Consider the following 15,018-nt stretch of genomic DNA (forward strand, 5'->3'; position numbering starts at 1 on the left):
GAGCGCTGATCGAGGTCCTTCTGGACCCCGGTCGTCGGTAGGTTGCCCTGCGTGGCAGAGCCGAGTGTTGAACGGGTCGTCGCAGGTGTCGTCCGGTTCGTCGAGGGGGACACCGGCCTTCGGTGCGCGGCGACGACGGACGAGCTGGTGGCCGGCCTGACCGACGGCGACCTGCGGGTACTCGGACTGCTCGGCGACAACCTGGACATTCCGGCGCGACTCGCACCGAGCACCGAGGAGGTGCTGGCGCGGGACCGGTGGCGGTTGGATCCGAACGATCTCGAGCCCAGCGACCATACCTTCGAGGAACCGTGGGACGACCGGCGCGCCGCCCGGGCCCTGCTGACGATCGTCACCGCGCGAGTCGCGGACCGGCTTCGGCCCGGGGAGGGCGTGCCAGAGCCGGCCGGCCAGGCGCAGCGAGATCGGCTCGGGTGGGCGGTCAGCCGGGCGTACGCCGAGTCCGTCGCGCCGCGGCTGCCCGAGTCCCTGTTCACGGACGGGAAGCCGGGCGATCTCGGGCTGTTCGCGCCGCCGGTGCTGGAAGGTGACGTGGCGGCTGCGCGTTCGCTCGCGTTCGCCGTCGGAGTTCGGTTCGACCAGCGGGACAGCGACGTACTGCGGGAGCTTGTCGCGGCCGGTCGAGGTGGTGCCGCGCCGGTGATCGCGAAGAAGATGCTGGAGCGAAATCCCGGGTTCGCGACGCTGCCGGCGGCGGAGAAGGCGTCCGTCGTACGCCAGGCGGCGCAGGAGCTGGAGGCGAACTTCGCGTCCCGCGATCCGCGCGAGACGAAGGAACGCGAGCTGACCGAGGAGGTCGAGAACCGCCGCGACGACATCGCCGGCGGCGCGCTCGCGGTCGACGACATGAATTCCTGGGCCGGCGCGCAGATCGACAAACTGCATGCGGCCGTCGACGAGCACCAGGCGATCGAGCAACCCGAGCAGGCCGGGACGCTGTACGAGCAGGTCCGCTGGATCCAGCTCGCGGTGCACGAGCTGACCGGCACCCACCAGTCCCTGTGGAACGAGACCATCCCCGAGCCTGGACAGGCGGTACCGGTGCCGGACTACTCGCTTCGGCTGACCCGGGACGAGGCACTCGCGCTGCGCGACCTGACCGCGGACGGCGCGGACGGTCCGCTCCCGGCCGGGCAGGTCCCGGTCGCGCGACAAGCGGTCCAGAAGGTCGCGACGCAGTACGCCAGGCTCGCCGTCCCGTACGGCTACGACCGGCGGAACGAAGCCGCCGTCCAGGCGGTCGCGCCGCAGTTCCTTGCGCTCCAGGACGCGGTCACGAACGCGCTCGGCGAGGACCACCTCAACGAGATCATCGACCGCGCGGTGCCCCCGCAGTACGCGGACCAGTTGCGTACGACGGAACCGGCGTACCGCGACACCGACCAGGCACCCGCGGCGCGGGCGTTCGCGCAAGCGGTCGACGCGGCCCGGGGGACCGAGTTCCCGAACGAGACGCTGCGCCGGATGGCCGGCCAGGGCCGGGCCGGCATCGCGATCGCCGCGGCCCATCGGCTGGTGGAGGGCTCCACGATCGATCCCGGCGAGCGCCGGTTCGCCGTCCGGCTGATCGCGGCCGACGTCGACAAGCATTTCGACCGGCTGCCGGCGCAGGTGGAGGTGTGGCGCGACGGCGGGTACTCCGTGCTGGCCGACCGGGAGGTCGACGACGCGGCCGGGTACGGCGAGTACGTGGCCAGGCTGAGCCTCGAGATGGTCAGCATCTTCGAGGAGGATCCCGGCAGCGCCCGGCGCGAGTCCCGCGACCTCGACCGCCAGGCGGGCACGACCAGGTTCGCGCCCGGCGCAGACCCGGCCGCGACCCCGTTCGCGAGCGTCAAGCCGGCAACCACTGCACCGGCGGCAACCAATCGCACCGCGACCGAGCAGACCACGGACCGGACGATCGACCGCTAAGCAGGGCCGGTGCTGAACAGCTTGGGGAGACGCGCGGCTTGGGCGAGGTCGCCCTGGACGGTGAGCCGTTGTTTGAGCACCGCCAGCACCGGGTCCTCGTTGCCGGTGACGATGCGCAGCAACGTGGTGGGGTCGGTACGGATGGTGATGTCGGGAGGGGCCGGGCCGGACGGCACCGGCGTGCAGCGGCCATCGTGCACGCGGATCCAGTACTCGTCGACCGCCTCAGGTCGGCCGGGCCCGCCCGCGCCGGTGATCTGCCAGTTGATGACAGCATCGAACCCGGCGGCCCGGGCGGGTCGGAGGTACTCCGGCATCCGGCGAAAGATCTCGCGCAACGCGATCTCTCGTACTCCCCCGATGAGTCGATGCCGAAGCTCCCGCTCCGACGTCCGGTCGACCAGCCGAGCCAACTCGCTCGCGTCCAAGGCCGTGACGCCCTCGGACTCGAGCCAACCGGCACTGCCTCGTTCGGTCATCGACCACCCCCGCGGCAGTTCCTACCAGACCGTAGGAATTTCCTACGGCCTGTTAGGTTTGTCAAGTGGCCAGCGACATCGGAGGGGATGCCGAACGCCGTCGGCGCGCGCCGCATCTAGGCCGCGAACGCCGCCGCCCACTGATCCTGGACGCGGCCCTCGAGGTGTTCTCCGCGCAGGGTTACGCCGGTACGACGATGCAGTCCGTCGCCGACGCCGCCGGAGTCACCAAGCCGGTCGTCTACGACTGCTTCGCGAACCGCGACGAGCTGCTGCTGGCGCTGCTCGCCCGCGAGGAGCAGCACCTGGTGATCACGATCGTCTCCGCGCTGCCGCCGGACCCGAGCGTCGGCACGCCCGCGGAGCACGTGCTCGACGGCCTGACCGCGTTCCTCACCGCGGTCGCGAAGCAGCCGCACTCGTGGCGGATCGTGTTCGGCGCCCAGTACGGCGCCGCGCCGGTCGTCGCGGAGCGCGTCCGGGCGGCCCGCGCGTTCCTGGTCGAGAGCCTCCGGCTGACCCTGATGAAGTCGCTGCCCGGCGTCACCGACCCGGACGCCGACCTCCCGGTGCTGGCCGAACTGCTCGCCTCGATGACCGAGGCCTGCGCCCGGATGATCGTCGGCGACACCGGCAGGCCCACCGACCGCACCCCGGCCGAGCTGGCCCGCACCGTCTCCCAGGTCGTCGCCGGCGGCTTCGGCAACGTCTGACCCAGCTACTGTGAAGTAGCTGAACGGCCGGTCACGATCGGCTTCCAGTGGGCGGACTCGGCAGCGTGATCGTGCGTCCGCCGATAGGGTGGGCGAACGTGACCGAGACCGGAAGTGAGACCCGTACCCGCGCGCGGTTCGAGGTGCCTGAAGAACTCAGGGCCGACGTCCGCCTGCTCGGCGAGATCCTCGGCAAGGTTCTGGTCGAGTACGCCGGTCAGCCGCTGCTCGACGACGTCGAGAAACTCCGCGAGCTGACCATCGCCGGCGACGGCGCGGCCGCCGAGGAGCTGGTCGCCTCGTGGCCGCACGAACGCGCCGAGGACGTGGCCAGGGCGTTCACCTGCTACTTCCACCTGACGAACCTGAGCGAGGAGCTGCACCGCGCGCGCGTGCTCCGCGAGCGCGACCGGGCCGGCAGCGAGGCCGTGGTGTCCGAGCTGGCCCAGGCCGTCGAGCAGATCACCCGCGACTCCGGCGAGCAGCAGGCCCGGGCGTTGCTGAGCGGCCTGGAGTTCCGCCCGGTCCTCACGGCGCACCCGACCGAGGCCCGGCGCCGTGCCGTGCTGGCGACGATCCGCCGGATCACCTCGCTGCTGGACGAGCGCCACGACCCGCGCGCCGGCGACAGCGACCTGGCCGAGAACCGCCGCCGCCTGGTCGAGCAGGTCGACGTGCTCTGGCGTACGTCCCAGCTCCGGACCAGCCGGCCGTCGCCGCTGGACGAGGTTCGTTCGGCGATGGCCGTGTTCGAGGAGACCCTGTTCAAGGTCGTCGGCAACGTGTACCGCCGGCTCGACGACGCGCTCGCCGGTGATGCTGCCGGTACTCGTACTCCGGTGGTGGCGCCGTTCGTCCACCTGGGCTCGTGGATCGGTGGTGACCGCGACGGCAACCCGAACGTCACCGCGGCGATCACCCGCGAAGCCATGCAGATCCAGGCCGACCACGTCCTCCGGGCGCTCGAGCAGGCGACCGAGGAGCTCGGCCGCGCGCTGACCCTGGACGCCGCGACCACTCCGCCGTCCGCGCCGGTACGGCGGATCCTGGAAGACGCCCGGGCCGTCAACCCGGAGCTGATCACCGACATCGAGACCCGTTCGCCCGCTGAGCCGCATCGGCAGCTCCTGCTGCTGGCTGCCCGCCGTCTGGCCGCGACACGTTCCCGTGACGCCGACTTCGGGTACCCGCGGGCCGCCGACTTCCTGCACGAGCTCAAGGTCCTGCAGGACTCGCTGGTGACCGCCGGTGCACCACGGCAGGCGTACGGCGAGCTGCAGCAGCTCATCTGGCAGGTGAACTCGTTCGGGTTCCACCTGGCCGAGCTGGAGATCCGCCAGCACTCCTCGGTGCACGCGAAGGCGCTCGAGGAGGTGCTCGGCGGAGGCGAGCTGTCCGACCAGACGGAGGAGGTGCTCGCCACCCTCCGGGTGATCGCCCAGATCCAGCAGCGCTTCGGCCCTGAGGCCTGCCGTCGGTACGTCGTCTCGTTCACCCGGAACGCGGGCGACCTGGCCGCGGTGTACGAGCTGGCCGACGCCGCGCTGGACGGGCGGCCGATCGAGCTGGACGTCGTACCGCTGTTCGAGACCGGCGAGGACCTGCAGAACTCGGTCGAGGTGCTCGACAACGCGATCCAGTTGACCCGGGTCCGGCACCGGCTGACCGCGAACGACCGGCGCTTCGAGGTCATGCTCGGGTACTCCGACTCCGCCAAGGACGTCGGACCGGTGTCGGCGACGCTGGCGCTGTACGACGCGCAGGCACGGATCACCGCGTGGGCGCAGCGGAACGCGATCCGGCTGACCCTGTTCCACGGCCGTGGTGGCGCCCTCGGACGCGGCGGCGGCCCGGCGAACCGCGCCGTCCTGGCGCAGGCCCCCGGCTCGGTGGCCGGGCGGTTCAAGCTGACCGAGCAGGGCGAGGCGATCCCGGCCCGGTACGGGAACGCGGCGATCGCGCAGCGGCACATCGAGCAGGTCACCGCGGCGACCCTGCTGGCGTCGACGCCGGCGATCGAGGAGCGGGCGGCCGCCGCGGCCGACCGGTTCGCGGTGATGGAGAAGACGCTCGACGAGGCGGCGCGGACGGCGTACCACCGGCTGGTGAAGGCGGACGGCTTCGCGGAGTGGTTCAGCACCGTGACCCCGCTGGAGGAGCTGGGCCAGCTGCCGCTCGGTTCGCGGCCGGCGCGGCGTGGTGTCGCGGTGTCGTCGCTGGAGGACCTGCGGGCGATCCCGTGGGTGTTCGCGTGGTCGCAGGCACGGGTGAACGCCCCTGGTTGGTATGGCCTCGGTACGGCGCTGGCGGCCGTCGGCGACGTCGACCTGCTGCGGGACGCGAACCAGAACTGGCCGCTGTTCCAGGTGATGCTGGAGAACGCGGAGATGTCGCTGGCCAAGACGGACCGGCGCATCCTCGGCCGCTACCTGGAGCTCGGCGACCGGCCGGAGCTGACCAAGCAGATGATGGACGAGCACGCGTTGACCACTGAGTGGGTGCTGAAGGTCCTCGACGAGGAGCGGCTGCTGCAGGGACGCCGGGTGCTGGGTCGTGCGGTCGAGCTGCGCAACCCGTACGTCGATGCGCTCAGCTACCTGCAGCTGCGGGCGTTGCGCACGCTGCGGACCGATGACTCCCTCAACGAGGAGCAGATCGTCCGTACGCGACGCCTGCTGTTGCTGACCGTTTCCGGCGTTGCCGCAGGTCTGCAGAACACCGGATGAGCTACAGCGACCTGGAACGGCCCCCGCTGGACGAGAAGTTCCTGCGGGGGCGGTTGGTGCGTCCCGGATCGCTGTGGACGCAGATCGATGTCGTCGCGGAGACGCCGTCGACAAACGCCGTCGTAGCAGCGGCGGCTGCGGCAGGTCAGCCGGAGGGCTTGGTGGTCGCTGCTGAGTACCAGTCGTCCGGTCGTGGTCGACTGGGACGTACGTGGACCACACCGCCTCGCTCTGCGTTGCTCATGTCGGCCCTGCTGCGCCCAACAACCGTTGACGCGGCACGGTGGCCGTGGCTGGGTTTGCTGGTCCCGCTGGCCGTTGCGGCGGCCGTACGACAGGTAGCTGAGATCCCTGCCCAGGTGAAGTGGCCGAACGACGTACTGGTCGAGAACCGCAAGCTGGCCGGCATCCTCCTCGAACGGGTCGAAGGCCCCGCCGCCGTCGTAGGCATCGGCCTCAACGTAACCCTCCGCTCCGAAGAGAAGCCCCACGAGGCCGCCACCTCCCTATCCCTAGAGCACGCGCGGACCACAGACCGAGCCACAGTCATGTCCGCCGTCCTCCGCGAACTCGCCTCCCGCTACCAGTCCTGGGTAGACGCCAACGGGGATCCATCCGTAGTACTTCCGGAATACCGCGAACTCTCAGCCACCCTCGGCCAACCAGTACGCGTAGAACTTCCAGATGGCAGCTATCTGGAAGGAACCGCCCGCGACCTGGCGGACGACGGCCGGCTCATAGTGGACACCCCTGACGGCCCTCGACCGTTAGCGGCAGGCGACGTCACGCATCTGCGGACTACTTGAAGATCTTGGCCGCCGTGATCAGGGTTTCGATCACGCCGTAGCCGAGCAGGACGGCGACCAGCAGCCAGGAGATCACCAGGCGTGGGGTCTGGTTCATGATGCCGCCTCCACTGTGGACGATGCTTCCAGTTGGAACTTTTCCGCGACCGCGTGGATCAGGAGGTTGGCGACGAACCCGACCGCGAGCACGCCGACCATCGTGAACAGCGCGGGCCGGTACGCCGACGCCGTCAGCGTGCCGGGTTTGCCCTCGTGGTCGAGGAACCCGTTGACGATCAGCGGCCCGGCGATCCCGGCCGCGGACCACGCGGTCAGCAGCCGGCCGTGGATCGCGCCGACCTGGTACGTACCGAACAGATCCCGCAGGTACGCGGGCGCCGTCGCGAATCCGCCGCCGTAGAACGAGATGATGATTGCCGCGAGCAACACGAAGACCACGGTGTTGGTATGACCAACGGTCGCGAGCAACGCGTACGCGACGATCCCGACGCCCAGGTACATCGCGTAGATCGGCTTCCGCCCGATCACGTCGGACGTCGACGACCAGCCGAACCGCCCGGCCATGTTGAAGATCGACAGCAGGCCGACGAATCCGGCTGCCGCCGCGACGGCCACGCTAGACTTCCCGCCGGAACCGCGGAAGAAGTCCTGGATCATGGGGCTGGCCTGCTCGAGGATGCCGATGCCCGCGGTCACGTTGCAGAACAGCACGACCCACAGGAACCAGAACTGCGGCGTCTTGATCGCGTTCGCCGCGGACACGTTGGCGGTGGTGACCAGGGGCTTCTGGCGGACCGACGAGGAGTCGAACCCGTCCGGTGTCCAGCCGTCGGCCGGCACCCGGATGTTGAAGACGCCGAACATCATGATCACGAAGTAGCCGACGCCGAGCGTGAGGAACAGCCCGACGAGCGCCCCGCCGCCCGCGACCGACGTACTGACGTTCGGGTCGTAGTTGCCGTCGTACAGGCTGAGCAACTGCCGGGACAGCGGGCTGGCGACGAGCGCGCCGCCGCCGAAGCCCATGATCGCCAGGCCGGTCGCGAGGCCCGGGCGGTCCGGGAACCACTTGATCAGCGTCGAGACGGGGGAGATGTACCCGATGCCCAGTCCGATGCCGCCGATCACGCCGTACCCGAGGTAGACCAGCCAGAGCTGACCGGTGCCGATGCCCAGCGCCCCGACCAGGAAGCCCGACGCCCAGAAGCAGGCGGCGACGAACATCGCCTTGCGCGGGCCGTTGCGTTCCACCCAGGTACCGCCGATCGCGGCGGACAGGCCGAGCATCACGATCGCGATGCTGAACACCACCCCGACAGCGGTCTGGCTGCTGCCGAAGTGCTTGACCATCGAGGTCTTGTAGACGCTGGTCGCGTACGCCTGGCCGATGCAGAGATGGACGGCCAGCGCGGCCGGCGGGATCAGCCAGCGGCTGTACCCCGGCGGTGCGACGGTGTGCTCCCGGTCGAGTATCGACAAGACTGCCATCACGGCTTCCTCTCGTCCCCCAGTTGATAACCCCTCGCGCATCTTTGCTGACTGTATGCATCTTGTGAAGTGTTGAACCATCTTTGGAAGCCGATCGTGTCGGGACGGGACAACCGAACCCGCGACCTGTGAGACTGGGGGTTATGGCGATCTCGGCGAAGTTGTTGGGCGAGGACGAGTACGTCGTCGTCAGCACCCGGACGCACTGGAAGGCACTGATCGGCCCGGTCTTCCTGCTGCTGGTGGTGGCGGGCCTGGGCGGCTTCCTGGCCGCGATCGTGCCGTCCGGGTCACTGCAGACGCCGGCCCGGATCGCGATCCTCGCGGTCGGCGTGGTGGTGCTCGCGGTGTTCGCGCTGCGGCCGTTCCTGGACTGGTTCTTCTCGACGTACACGATCACCAACCGGCGCCTCATCACCCGGCACGGCGTGCTCACCCGCACCGGCCGGGACATCCCGCTGATGCGGATCAACGACGTGTCCTACGAGCACGGCCTGATCGACCGGATGCTCGGCTGCGGCACGCTGCACATCGAGTCCGCCGGCGAACGCGGCCAGGTCGTCCTTCCGGACGTACCGCACGTCGAGCACGTCCATCTGCAGATGTCCGACCTGCTGTTCGGCGGCCCCGACGGCAAGCCTGGTGACGGCATCCTCGAGGACGAGGCACCGCCGGAGCACATGCGCCGCCGCCCGCAGCCGCCGGAGCAGCCGCGGAACGACGACGGAACGATCTTCAGTTCGGACGACGACCGCTAGAAGATTTCCAGGCTGACCGGCGAGACCGGCCAGCGGAACGCGGCGGTGGTCCGGTTGAGCGCGCCCGCGGTGTGTTCGGTGACGCGACCGGTCGCCGCGAACTCGGTGAGCGGGCGTTCGCCCAGGTAGATCGCGCCCAGTTCGGTCACCGACAGGCCGAGGTCGGCAGGCGCGTCGGTGCGTTCGCAGGACGTGGACGTCAGGTGGAAGCGGCCGGCGTTCGCCGGGATCAGGTCGTCGGTGACCTCCAGGACGACGTCCAGTGGTGTCGAGTACTGCCGTTGCGTGAGCGCCCGCGGGACATCGGTGATGCGGATCCACAAGGACTCGCTGACACGTCGGTCGAGGGCAGTGGGCGTGGTGACCAACTGCTGGAGTGGCTCGTCCATCGTCGCGTGGCCGTAGCTGACCTTCGCGGTGAGGTCCATCGTCAGCAGGTACTGCCACAGTTCGCGGTACGCGATCGGGTCCGGCGCCGCCAGTTCCTCGACCGTCACCTCGTTCGCGGGACCGACCGGGACCCAGTTCATCTTGCCGCGCCACAGCGCGTACCCGTCGATGGTGCCGTCTTCGTCGCGGTGCACCAGAATCTGCCGCGCGGTCCGCCCGCCGCGGTGCTCCGGCTCGTCCTGCAGGCGCTTCTGCCAGCGCGCCTCGGACCGCCCGGACACACCGGCACGCTGCTCCTGCAGCCGGCGCAGTACGGACGGGAGTTCCTTGAGCGCTTCGTCGACGGTCAGTACGCCGAGCGCGCCCGGCCGGATCCGATCGTTGTCCGGACCAACACGGTGTAGGTCGATCTCGTAGTCCAGCGACCAGGCGCCGGCGGCGTACCCGAACCGGCCGTAGATGGCCGGCTCGCTCGCCCACAGCACCGCGATCGCCTCCGGTACGTCGCGCAACTGCTGCCCGATCAGCCGGGACATCACGCCCCGCCGGCGATGCGTCGCCAGTACGCCGACCCCGGTCACGTGCGCGGCGTCCACCACCGCACCCGGCACCGACAGGTCCCGGGTCAGCGCCAGCACGGTCCCGACGACCTCGTCGCCGTCGGCCGCGACGAGCGCCCGCTCGGCCTCGTACAACTGCTGGTCGAGCTCGTTCGGCGGTCCTGGGTCGAACATCATCGCCCCGCTGAACACGCCGCGCACCGCGTTCCACTCGTCCGCCCGGGCCGCCCGCACCTCGATGTCAGTCATGCCCGCATCTTCACACGTTCTTTCCGCAACCGCGGCCGGTTATCGATCATCACAGCAGATGAGGGGGTGGACCAATGATCAAACCACTCGGCGCAATCGCCGCGGCCGCACTCGTCACCGCCACACTGGTCCCCGGAACAGCCACCGCGAGTACGGCGGCGTCCTGCGGGATCGCGGTCGGATCCGTGACCGCGGCCGGTGACCACCTGGAGCTGGACCTACGCTCGACCAGACCGCCGACGGCGGACGCGCCGTACTCGATCGGGCAGCACGTGTACCCGCCCGGAGCGGTACGCGTCAGCGCCTCGCAGTCCCTGGCCAACGACGGGATCAGCATCTTCTTCGTCGGCGGCTACAGCATCCTCGGCGACGCGCTGTACTACGCGAACTACGCGGCGCCCGGCGGCGGCCCGATCGACGGAAGCGTGCAGCGGGTCGGCGGCGGCTGGGGGACCTTCGTCGCGCTCGAACAGACCGGGTACGCCGACACCGTGCAGCGACGGAACAACGGGTACGGGCTACGCAACGACGGCACTCTGTTCCGCTGGAGCATCGACAACAAGGGCGTCTGGCGGAGCCCGGCGTCGGCACCGGGGTTCGCCGCGGTGAAGTCGATGACGCTGCTGCGGGCCACGAAGACGTACGACCTGTTCCTCGCGAACACCCGCGGCGGCGGCCTGTACACGATCCTCCTCCCGGCCACCGTGCCGCTCAAGCCCGTCGTGAAGCTCGTCCGCGCCGCGACCTGGCAGGGCTTCGAGACGCTGATCGCGCAACCCTGCGGCCGATACGGCTTCGTACTGCTCGGGATCGACAAGGACACCCAGACGGGCTACCTCTACGCCGTCGGGGCACCCAACGGAACGAGCACCGTGATCCAGGGCCTCGGCAAGCCACCGGTGAAGTTCAGCGACCCGGTGTACTTCCACTGGGCCTTCGCCGGGAACTGACAGATCAGAAGGGAAGTATCGCGACAGCTACGTCAACAATCCGGACGTGTACAGCGGGTGGCGCTACCAAGGCAGCTGCGACGGCGAGTGCGACAAGTGCGGCGATGTTCTTCGGGGTGAGCAATTTCTTGTTCCGCACCCGACGATTGTGGTCCACGCCGCTGATCTGAAGATGACTCTCGCCTGATATTCAGCCTTTGTCCCCGGTCGTCGCCGCGAGTAGCGCGACCGGAATCAGGAGCAATCCGCACAGCATCGCGAGCCAATGGAAACCGAGATGCGCCAAGACCGGTCCCGAGACGATGCCGGCCACCGACGACAGCAGCCCCATGGTGAGGTCCGACACTCCTTGCGCTGAGGTACGAAGGTCCCCGGGAACTGAGCTGGAGAGGAGAGTAGAGCCGGCAACCAGGCAGGCGGACCAGCCGAGGCCGAGAAGGAAGAGGCTGACGCCAACTGCTGTGTGCGCGTTGCCTGGTGCAACGACGGCGATCGTCAGCGCGACCGCGAGAATCGCCAACCCGATTCCGATGGTGGTTGTGCGACCCAGCCGATCGGCGAACCAGCCGGACACCGGGGAGAGGGCGTACATGCCGGCTCCGTGCCCGCTCAGGACCACGCCGATGACGGGCAACGTCGCGCCGTGATGCCGTAGGTGCACCGACGTCATCGCCATGATGCCGACCATGATCGGATGCGCGCTGGCGATGCTCAGCAGACCGAGACGCGCCTGCGGCCTGGCCATGATCTGGCGAAAGGTGGTCGGGACCGGCTGCCGGGCGATCTCGATCGCGGTCGCCGGACGCAGATGCCGCAGACCCAGCCGGGCAACGACCGAACCAACTGCGAAGGCGAGTGCGGAGATGACAAATGGCCCGGCCAAAGGCGCGATACCGAGCCGGTCGCCGATCGTGCTGCCGAGTCCGATCAGATTCGGCCCGGCGACGACACCGATCGTGGTTGCCCAAACGACGACGGAGAGGGAGCGAGCCGTACGGCTTGGCTCGGCTGCGTCGACTGCGGAGTATCGCGACTGCAGGTTGGCCGCAGAACCGCTGCCGAACATGCAGCCACCGAGCAACAACAGGGGCAGGGAGCTGAGCTGAGCCGCGGCGATGCAGAGGAGTGCGCCGAAGGTTGCGATCAAGTAGCCGAGGGACAGTGCCGCTCGCCGGCCGTGCCATCGGGCCATGCGTGCCAGCGGGACGGCGATGATCGCCGCGCCCAACGCCGTTGACGTGGCGACCGGCCCGGCCAGCGACGTCGAACCGCCGATCCTTTCGCCCAAGAGGCCCATCATCAGGTATCCGCTTGCGACCCCGATGCCGCCGAGCGCGTTGCTGATGACCAGGACGCCGAGGATCGAACGTTGCTGTGCGACCGCAGGTGCGGCGACAACGCCAGTCGCCTGCGTCATGACGCGGTACAACCCACGAAACCACTCCGATACAGATGCTCCCGGCGAGGGCGGGAGCTGGACACGCCGTGGCTACCGACGGTCGCACATCTGCCTGAAGCAGTACTGAACGAAACCTGCGCTGGAAACGCTCAGCGCACGACGGGCAGGTCGCCCGTGGACTCCCCGTCCAGCTCGGCCGGGGAGTCCGGCGCCGGGGTGTGCTCGGCCTCGTCGAGGGCGATCTCTTCCTTGAACACGAACTTCCGGTACGACCAGAAGCGGAACAGGGTGCCGAGACCGAGGCCGATGAAGTTGGCCGCGATGTTGTCCGACAGCCAGGTGTGCAGGTCCAGCACGTACCGCGAGAAGGCCAGGCAGCCGGCCGCGATCAGCAGGCCGATCCCGTTCAGCACGAAGAACAGCACGTACTCGCGGTGCAGGCCGGAGCGCTCGCGGTGCCGCCACGTCCAGTAGCGGTTCCCGAAGTACGTCACGATCGTGGCGACCGTGGTCGAGATCAGCTTCGCGGTCAGCGGCTTGTGGTGCAGCATGCCCTCGCCGGAGTCCGCGAGGACCAGCGGGTTGTTGAACACCAGCCAGTTGTAGATCGGCAGGTCCACGACCAGCCCGAGGACGCCGACCAGACCGAACTTGGCCACTTCGTGCACCAGGTGCTGGAACTGGTGGTACAGCTTGGTGACGAGCTTCAACGGGGTTCGGAACCTTCTGTGATCACACCGCGACGGGAGGGCAGCTTCCCACGGTACCCGGCGACCGGTCCGACCCCGAAATCGCCCGCGCGTCCCAGAGTGTCAAACCTGGCCGCTGTCCGGCCGATGATGTATGGACATTAGGCTCACCGCTGTGAAGTTCGATCGGAAAGACCTCCCCACCGGCACCCCGGTGGTCGGCATGGTCGGCGGCGGCCAGCTGGCCAGGATGACGCAGGAGACGGCGGTCGCGCTCGGCATCCAGCTCCGCGTACTCGCCGAAGGCCCCGCGGTGTCGGCCGCGCAGGCAGTCGCGGACGCCCCCGTCGGCGATTACAAGGACGCGGAGACCGTCCGGCGGTTCGCGGCCGAGTGCGACGTGGTGACGTTCGACCACGAGCACGTACCGACCGATCTGCTGCACTCGCTCGAGGCGGACGGGGTCAAGGTGTACCCCGGTCCGGACGCGCTCGTGCACGCCCAGGACAAGGCCGTGATGCGGGCCCGGCTGGACACCTTCGACGTCCCCGCGCCCGCGCACCAGGTGGTGGAGACGGCCGCCGACGTCGCGGACTTCGCCAAGCGGGTCGGCGGCTTCCCGATCATCCTCAAGACCACCCGCGGCGGGTACGACGGCAAGGGCGTCTGGTTCGTCGACGGACCGGACGACCCGCAGGTCGCGACCGCGTTCGGCAGCGGCGTACCGATCCTCGCCGAGGAGAAGGTGGACTTCGTCCGGGAGCTGTCCGCGATCGTGGCCCGCTCCCCGCACGGCCAGGCCGTCGCGTACCCGATCGTCGAGTCCGTACAGCGCGACGGCATCTGCGTCGAGGTCACCGCACCGGCGCCCGGCCTGCCCGCGGACCGCGCCGCGCAGGCGCAGCAGACCGCGCTGCGGATCGCCGGTGAACTCGGCGTGGTCGGCGTCCTCGCGGTCGAGATGTTCGAGGCCCGGGACGGCCGGCTGCTGGTGAACGAGCTCGCGATGCGCCCGCACAACACCGGCCACTGGTCGATCGACGGCGCGGTCACCTCGCAGTTCGAGAACCACTTGCGCGCGGTGCTCGACCTGCCGCTCGGGTCCCCGGCCGCGCGAGCGCCGTACACCGTGATGGTGAACGTACTCGGCGGCGACGTCGAGGACATGCACCGCGGGCTGCTGCACTGCATGGCTCGCGACCCGGGGCTCAAGGTGCACTTCTACGGCAAGTCCGTGAAACCGGGCCGCAAGGTCGGCCACGTGACGGCGTACGGCGACGACCTCGAGGACACACGCGAACGCGCGCGGCACGCCGCCGCGTACCTGACCGGCACCATCGACGAATAGGGCTTGCGGATGATCGGGATCGTGATGGGGTCGGACAGCGACTGGCCGACGATGAAGGCGGCCGCCGAGGTGTGCGCCGAGTTCGACGTGCCCTTTGAGGCAGACGTCGTGTCCGCGCACCGAATGCCGGCCGAGATGATCGACTACGGACGGTCAGCCCACGAGCGCGGCCTCAAGGTGCTGATCGCCGGCGCCGGCGGTGCCGCGCACCTGCCCGGGATGCTCGCGTCGGTGACTCCGCTGCCGGTGATCGGGGTACCGGTACCGCTGAGGTATCTCGACGGGATGGACTCGCTGCTGTCGATCGTGCAGATGCCGGCCGGAGTTCCGGTTGCGACCGTCTCGATCGGGAACGCTCGGAATGCGGGGCTGCTGGCGGTCCGGATCCTGGCCGCCTCCGACGAGGTGCTGCGGGGCCGGATGATCGGTTTCCAGGAGTCGCTCGCGGAGGTCGCCCGGGGAAAGGGCAGCACGGTGCGTGACGGGGCGGCAGAGTTGCGTAAAGGCTGAGCTCGGCGCTGGTTTCCA

Annotated in this window: 14 protein-coding genes; 8 read left to right on the forward strand and 6 right to left on the reverse strand. The window is 69.4% G+C overall.

Going from position 1 to position 15,018, the window contains the following annotated elements; genetic code table 11:
• Positions 1-51: 51 nt before the first annotated feature.
• Positions 52-1,935, forward strand: a complete 1,884-nt coding sequence (locus tag ACFYRU_RS27175; protein ID WP_387663440.1) for a hypothetical protein — start codon at positions 52-54, stop codon at positions 1,933-1,935.
• On the opposite strand, the gene ACFYRU_RS27180 is transcribed toward ACFYRU_RS27175, so the two are convergent.
• Positions 1,932-2,414, reverse strand: coding sequence for an SCP2 sterol-binding domain-containing protein (locus tag ACFYRU_RS27180; protein ID WP_387663442.1), 483 nt, complete (start codon positions 2,412-2,414; stop codon positions 1,932-1,934). The genes ACFYRU_RS27175 and ACFYRU_RS27180 overlap by 4 nt on opposite strands.
• 65 nt (positions 2,415-2,479) lie before the next feature.
• On the opposite strand from ACFYRU_RS27180, the gene ACFYRU_RS27185 reads away from it, so the two are divergent.
• From ACFYRU_RS27185 to ACFYRU_RS27195, 3 genes are all read left to right on the forward strand, one after another.
• On the forward strand, positions 2,480-3,127 hold the full coding sequence (locus tag ACFYRU_RS27185) for a TetR/AcrR family transcriptional regulator (protein WP_387663444.1): 648 nt from the start codon (positions 2,480-2,482) through the stop codon (positions 3,125-3,127).
• Between the two features lie 98 nt (positions 3,128-3,225).
• A complete protein-coding gene (locus ACFYRU_RS27190) occupies positions 3,226-5,853 on the forward strand; it encodes a phosphoenolpyruvate carboxylase (protein ID WP_387663446.1) in 2,628 nt (875 codons plus the stop codon).
• The gene (locus tag ACFYRU_RS27195; protein WP_387663447.1) at positions 5,850-6,659 is read left to right on the forward strand and encodes a biotin--[acetyl-CoA-carboxylase] ligase; all 810 of its coding nucleotides are present in this window, start codon (positions 5,850-5,852) and stop codon (positions 6,657-6,659) included. The genes ACFYRU_RS27190 and ACFYRU_RS27195 overlap by 4 nt, the downstream gene beginning before the upstream one ends.
• Positions 6,660-6,752: 93 nt before the next feature.
• On the opposite strand, the gene ACFYRU_RS27200 is transcribed toward ACFYRU_RS27195, so the two are convergent.
• Positions 6,753-8,147 carry an OFA family MFS transporter gene (locus tag ACFYRU_RS27200; protein WP_387663449.1) on the reverse strand — a complete coding sequence of 465 codons (1,395 nt, stop codon included), beginning with the start codon at positions 8,145-8,147 and terminating at the stop codon, positions 6,753-6,755.
• Between the two features lie 143 nt (positions 8,148-8,290).
• On the opposite strand from ACFYRU_RS27200, the gene ACFYRU_RS27205 reads away from it, so the two are divergent.
• A complete protein-coding gene (locus tag ACFYRU_RS27205; RefSeq protein ID WP_387663451.1) occupies positions 8,291-8,905 on the forward strand; it encodes a PH domain-containing protein in 615 nt (204 codons plus the stop codon).
• On the opposite strand, the gene ACFYRU_RS27210 is transcribed toward ACFYRU_RS27205, so the two are convergent.
• Positions 8,902-10,104 (reverse strand): GNAT family N-acetyltransferase, encoded by a 1,203-nt coding sequence (locus ACFYRU_RS27210; RefSeq protein ID WP_387663453.1) that lies wholly within the window; start codon positions 10,102-10,104, stop codon positions 8,902-8,904. The two genes, ACFYRU_RS27205 and ACFYRU_RS27210, sit on opposite strands and share 4 nt — an antisense overlap.
• 74 nt (positions 10,105-10,178) lie before the next feature.
• Here ACFYRU_RS27210 and ACFYRU_RS27215 point away from each other — a divergent pair, with 74 nt between their 5' ends.
• Positions 10,179-11,054: a hypothetical protein gene (locus ACFYRU_RS27215; RefSeq protein ID WP_387663455.1), complete on the forward strand. Its 876-nt coding sequence runs from the start codon at positions 10,179-10,181 to the stop codon at positions 11,052-11,054.
• 4 nt (positions 11,055-11,058) lie between these two features.
• On the opposite strand, the gene ACFYRU_RS27220 is transcribed toward ACFYRU_RS27215, so the two are convergent.
• From ACFYRU_RS27220 to ACFYRU_RS27230, 3 genes are all read right to left on the reverse strand, one after another.
• Positions 11,059-11,193 carry a hypothetical protein gene (locus ACFYRU_RS27220; protein ID WP_387663457.1) on the reverse strand — a complete coding sequence of 45 codons (135 nt, stop codon included), beginning with the start codon at positions 11,191-11,193 and terminating at the stop codon, positions 11,059-11,061.
• A gap of 51 nt (positions 11,194-11,244) precedes the next feature.
• A complete protein-coding gene (locus ACFYRU_RS27225) occupies positions 11,245-12,471 on the reverse strand; it encodes an MFS transporter (RefSeq protein ID WP_387663458.1) in 1,227 nt (408 codons plus the stop codon).
• Positions 12,472-12,602: 131 nt separating this feature from the next.
• Complete coding sequence (locus ACFYRU_RS27230) at positions 12,603-13,163, reverse strand: GtrA family protein (RefSeq protein WP_387663460.1); 561 nt, start codon at positions 13,161-13,163, stop codon at positions 12,603-12,605.
• A gap of 154 nt (positions 13,164-13,317) precedes the next feature.
• On the opposite strand from ACFYRU_RS27230, the gene ACFYRU_RS27235 reads away from it, so the two are divergent.
• Complete coding sequence (locus tag ACFYRU_RS27235; protein ID WP_387663462.1) at positions 13,318-14,490, forward strand: 5-(carboxyamino)imidazole ribonucleotide synthase; 1,173 nt, start codon at positions 13,318-13,320, stop codon at positions 14,488-14,490.
• A gap of 9 nt (positions 14,491-14,499) precedes the next feature.
• Positions 14,500-15,000, forward strand: coding sequence for a 5-(carboxyamino)imidazole ribonucleotide mutase (gene purE / locus ACFYRU_RS27240; protein ID WP_387663464.1), 501 nt, complete (start codon positions 14,500-14,502; stop codon positions 14,998-15,000).
• The last annotated feature ends 18 nt before the right edge of the window (positions 15,001-15,018 follow it).

The sequence above is a fragment of the Kribbella sp. NPDC004536 genome, assembly GCF_042873835.1.
In the GTDB taxonomy this organism is placed as follows: Bacteria; Actinomycetota; Actinomycetes; order Propionibacteriales; family Kribbellaceae; genus Kribbella.

Coding starts and splice junctions, on each gene's coding strand:
- ACFYRU_RS27180 (WP_387663442.1), bottom strand. CDS start 2,414: ATGACCGAACGAGGCAGTGCCGGTTGGCTCGAGTCCGAGGGCGTCACG.
- ACFYRU_RS27225 (WP_387663458.1), bottom strand. CDS start 12,471: ATGACGCAGGCGACTGGCGTTGTCGCCGCACCTGCGGTCGCACAGCAA.
- ACFYRU_RS27210 (WP_387663453.1), bottom strand. CDS start 10,104: ATGACTGACATCGAGGTGCGGGCGGCCCGGGCGGACGAGTGGAACGCG.
- ACFYRU_RS27195 (WP_387663447.1), top strand. CDS start 5,850: ATGAGCTACAGCGACCTGGAACGGCCCCCGCTGGACGAGAAGTTCCTG.
- ACFYRU_RS27205 (WP_387663451.1), top strand. CDS start 8,291: ATGGCGATCTCGGCGAAGTTGTTGGGCGAGGACGAGTACGTCGTCGTC.
- purE (WP_387663464.1), top strand. CDS start 14,500: ATGATCGGGATCGTGATGGGGTCGGACAGCGACTGGCCGACGATGAAG.
- ACFYRU_RS27215 (WP_387663455.1), top strand. CDS start 10,179: ATGATCAAACCACTCGGCGCAATCGCCGCGGCCGCACTCGTCACCGCC.
- ACFYRU_RS27200 (WP_387663449.1), bottom strand. CDS start 8,147: ATGGCAGTCTTGTCGATACTCGACCGGGAGCACACCGTCGCACCGCCG.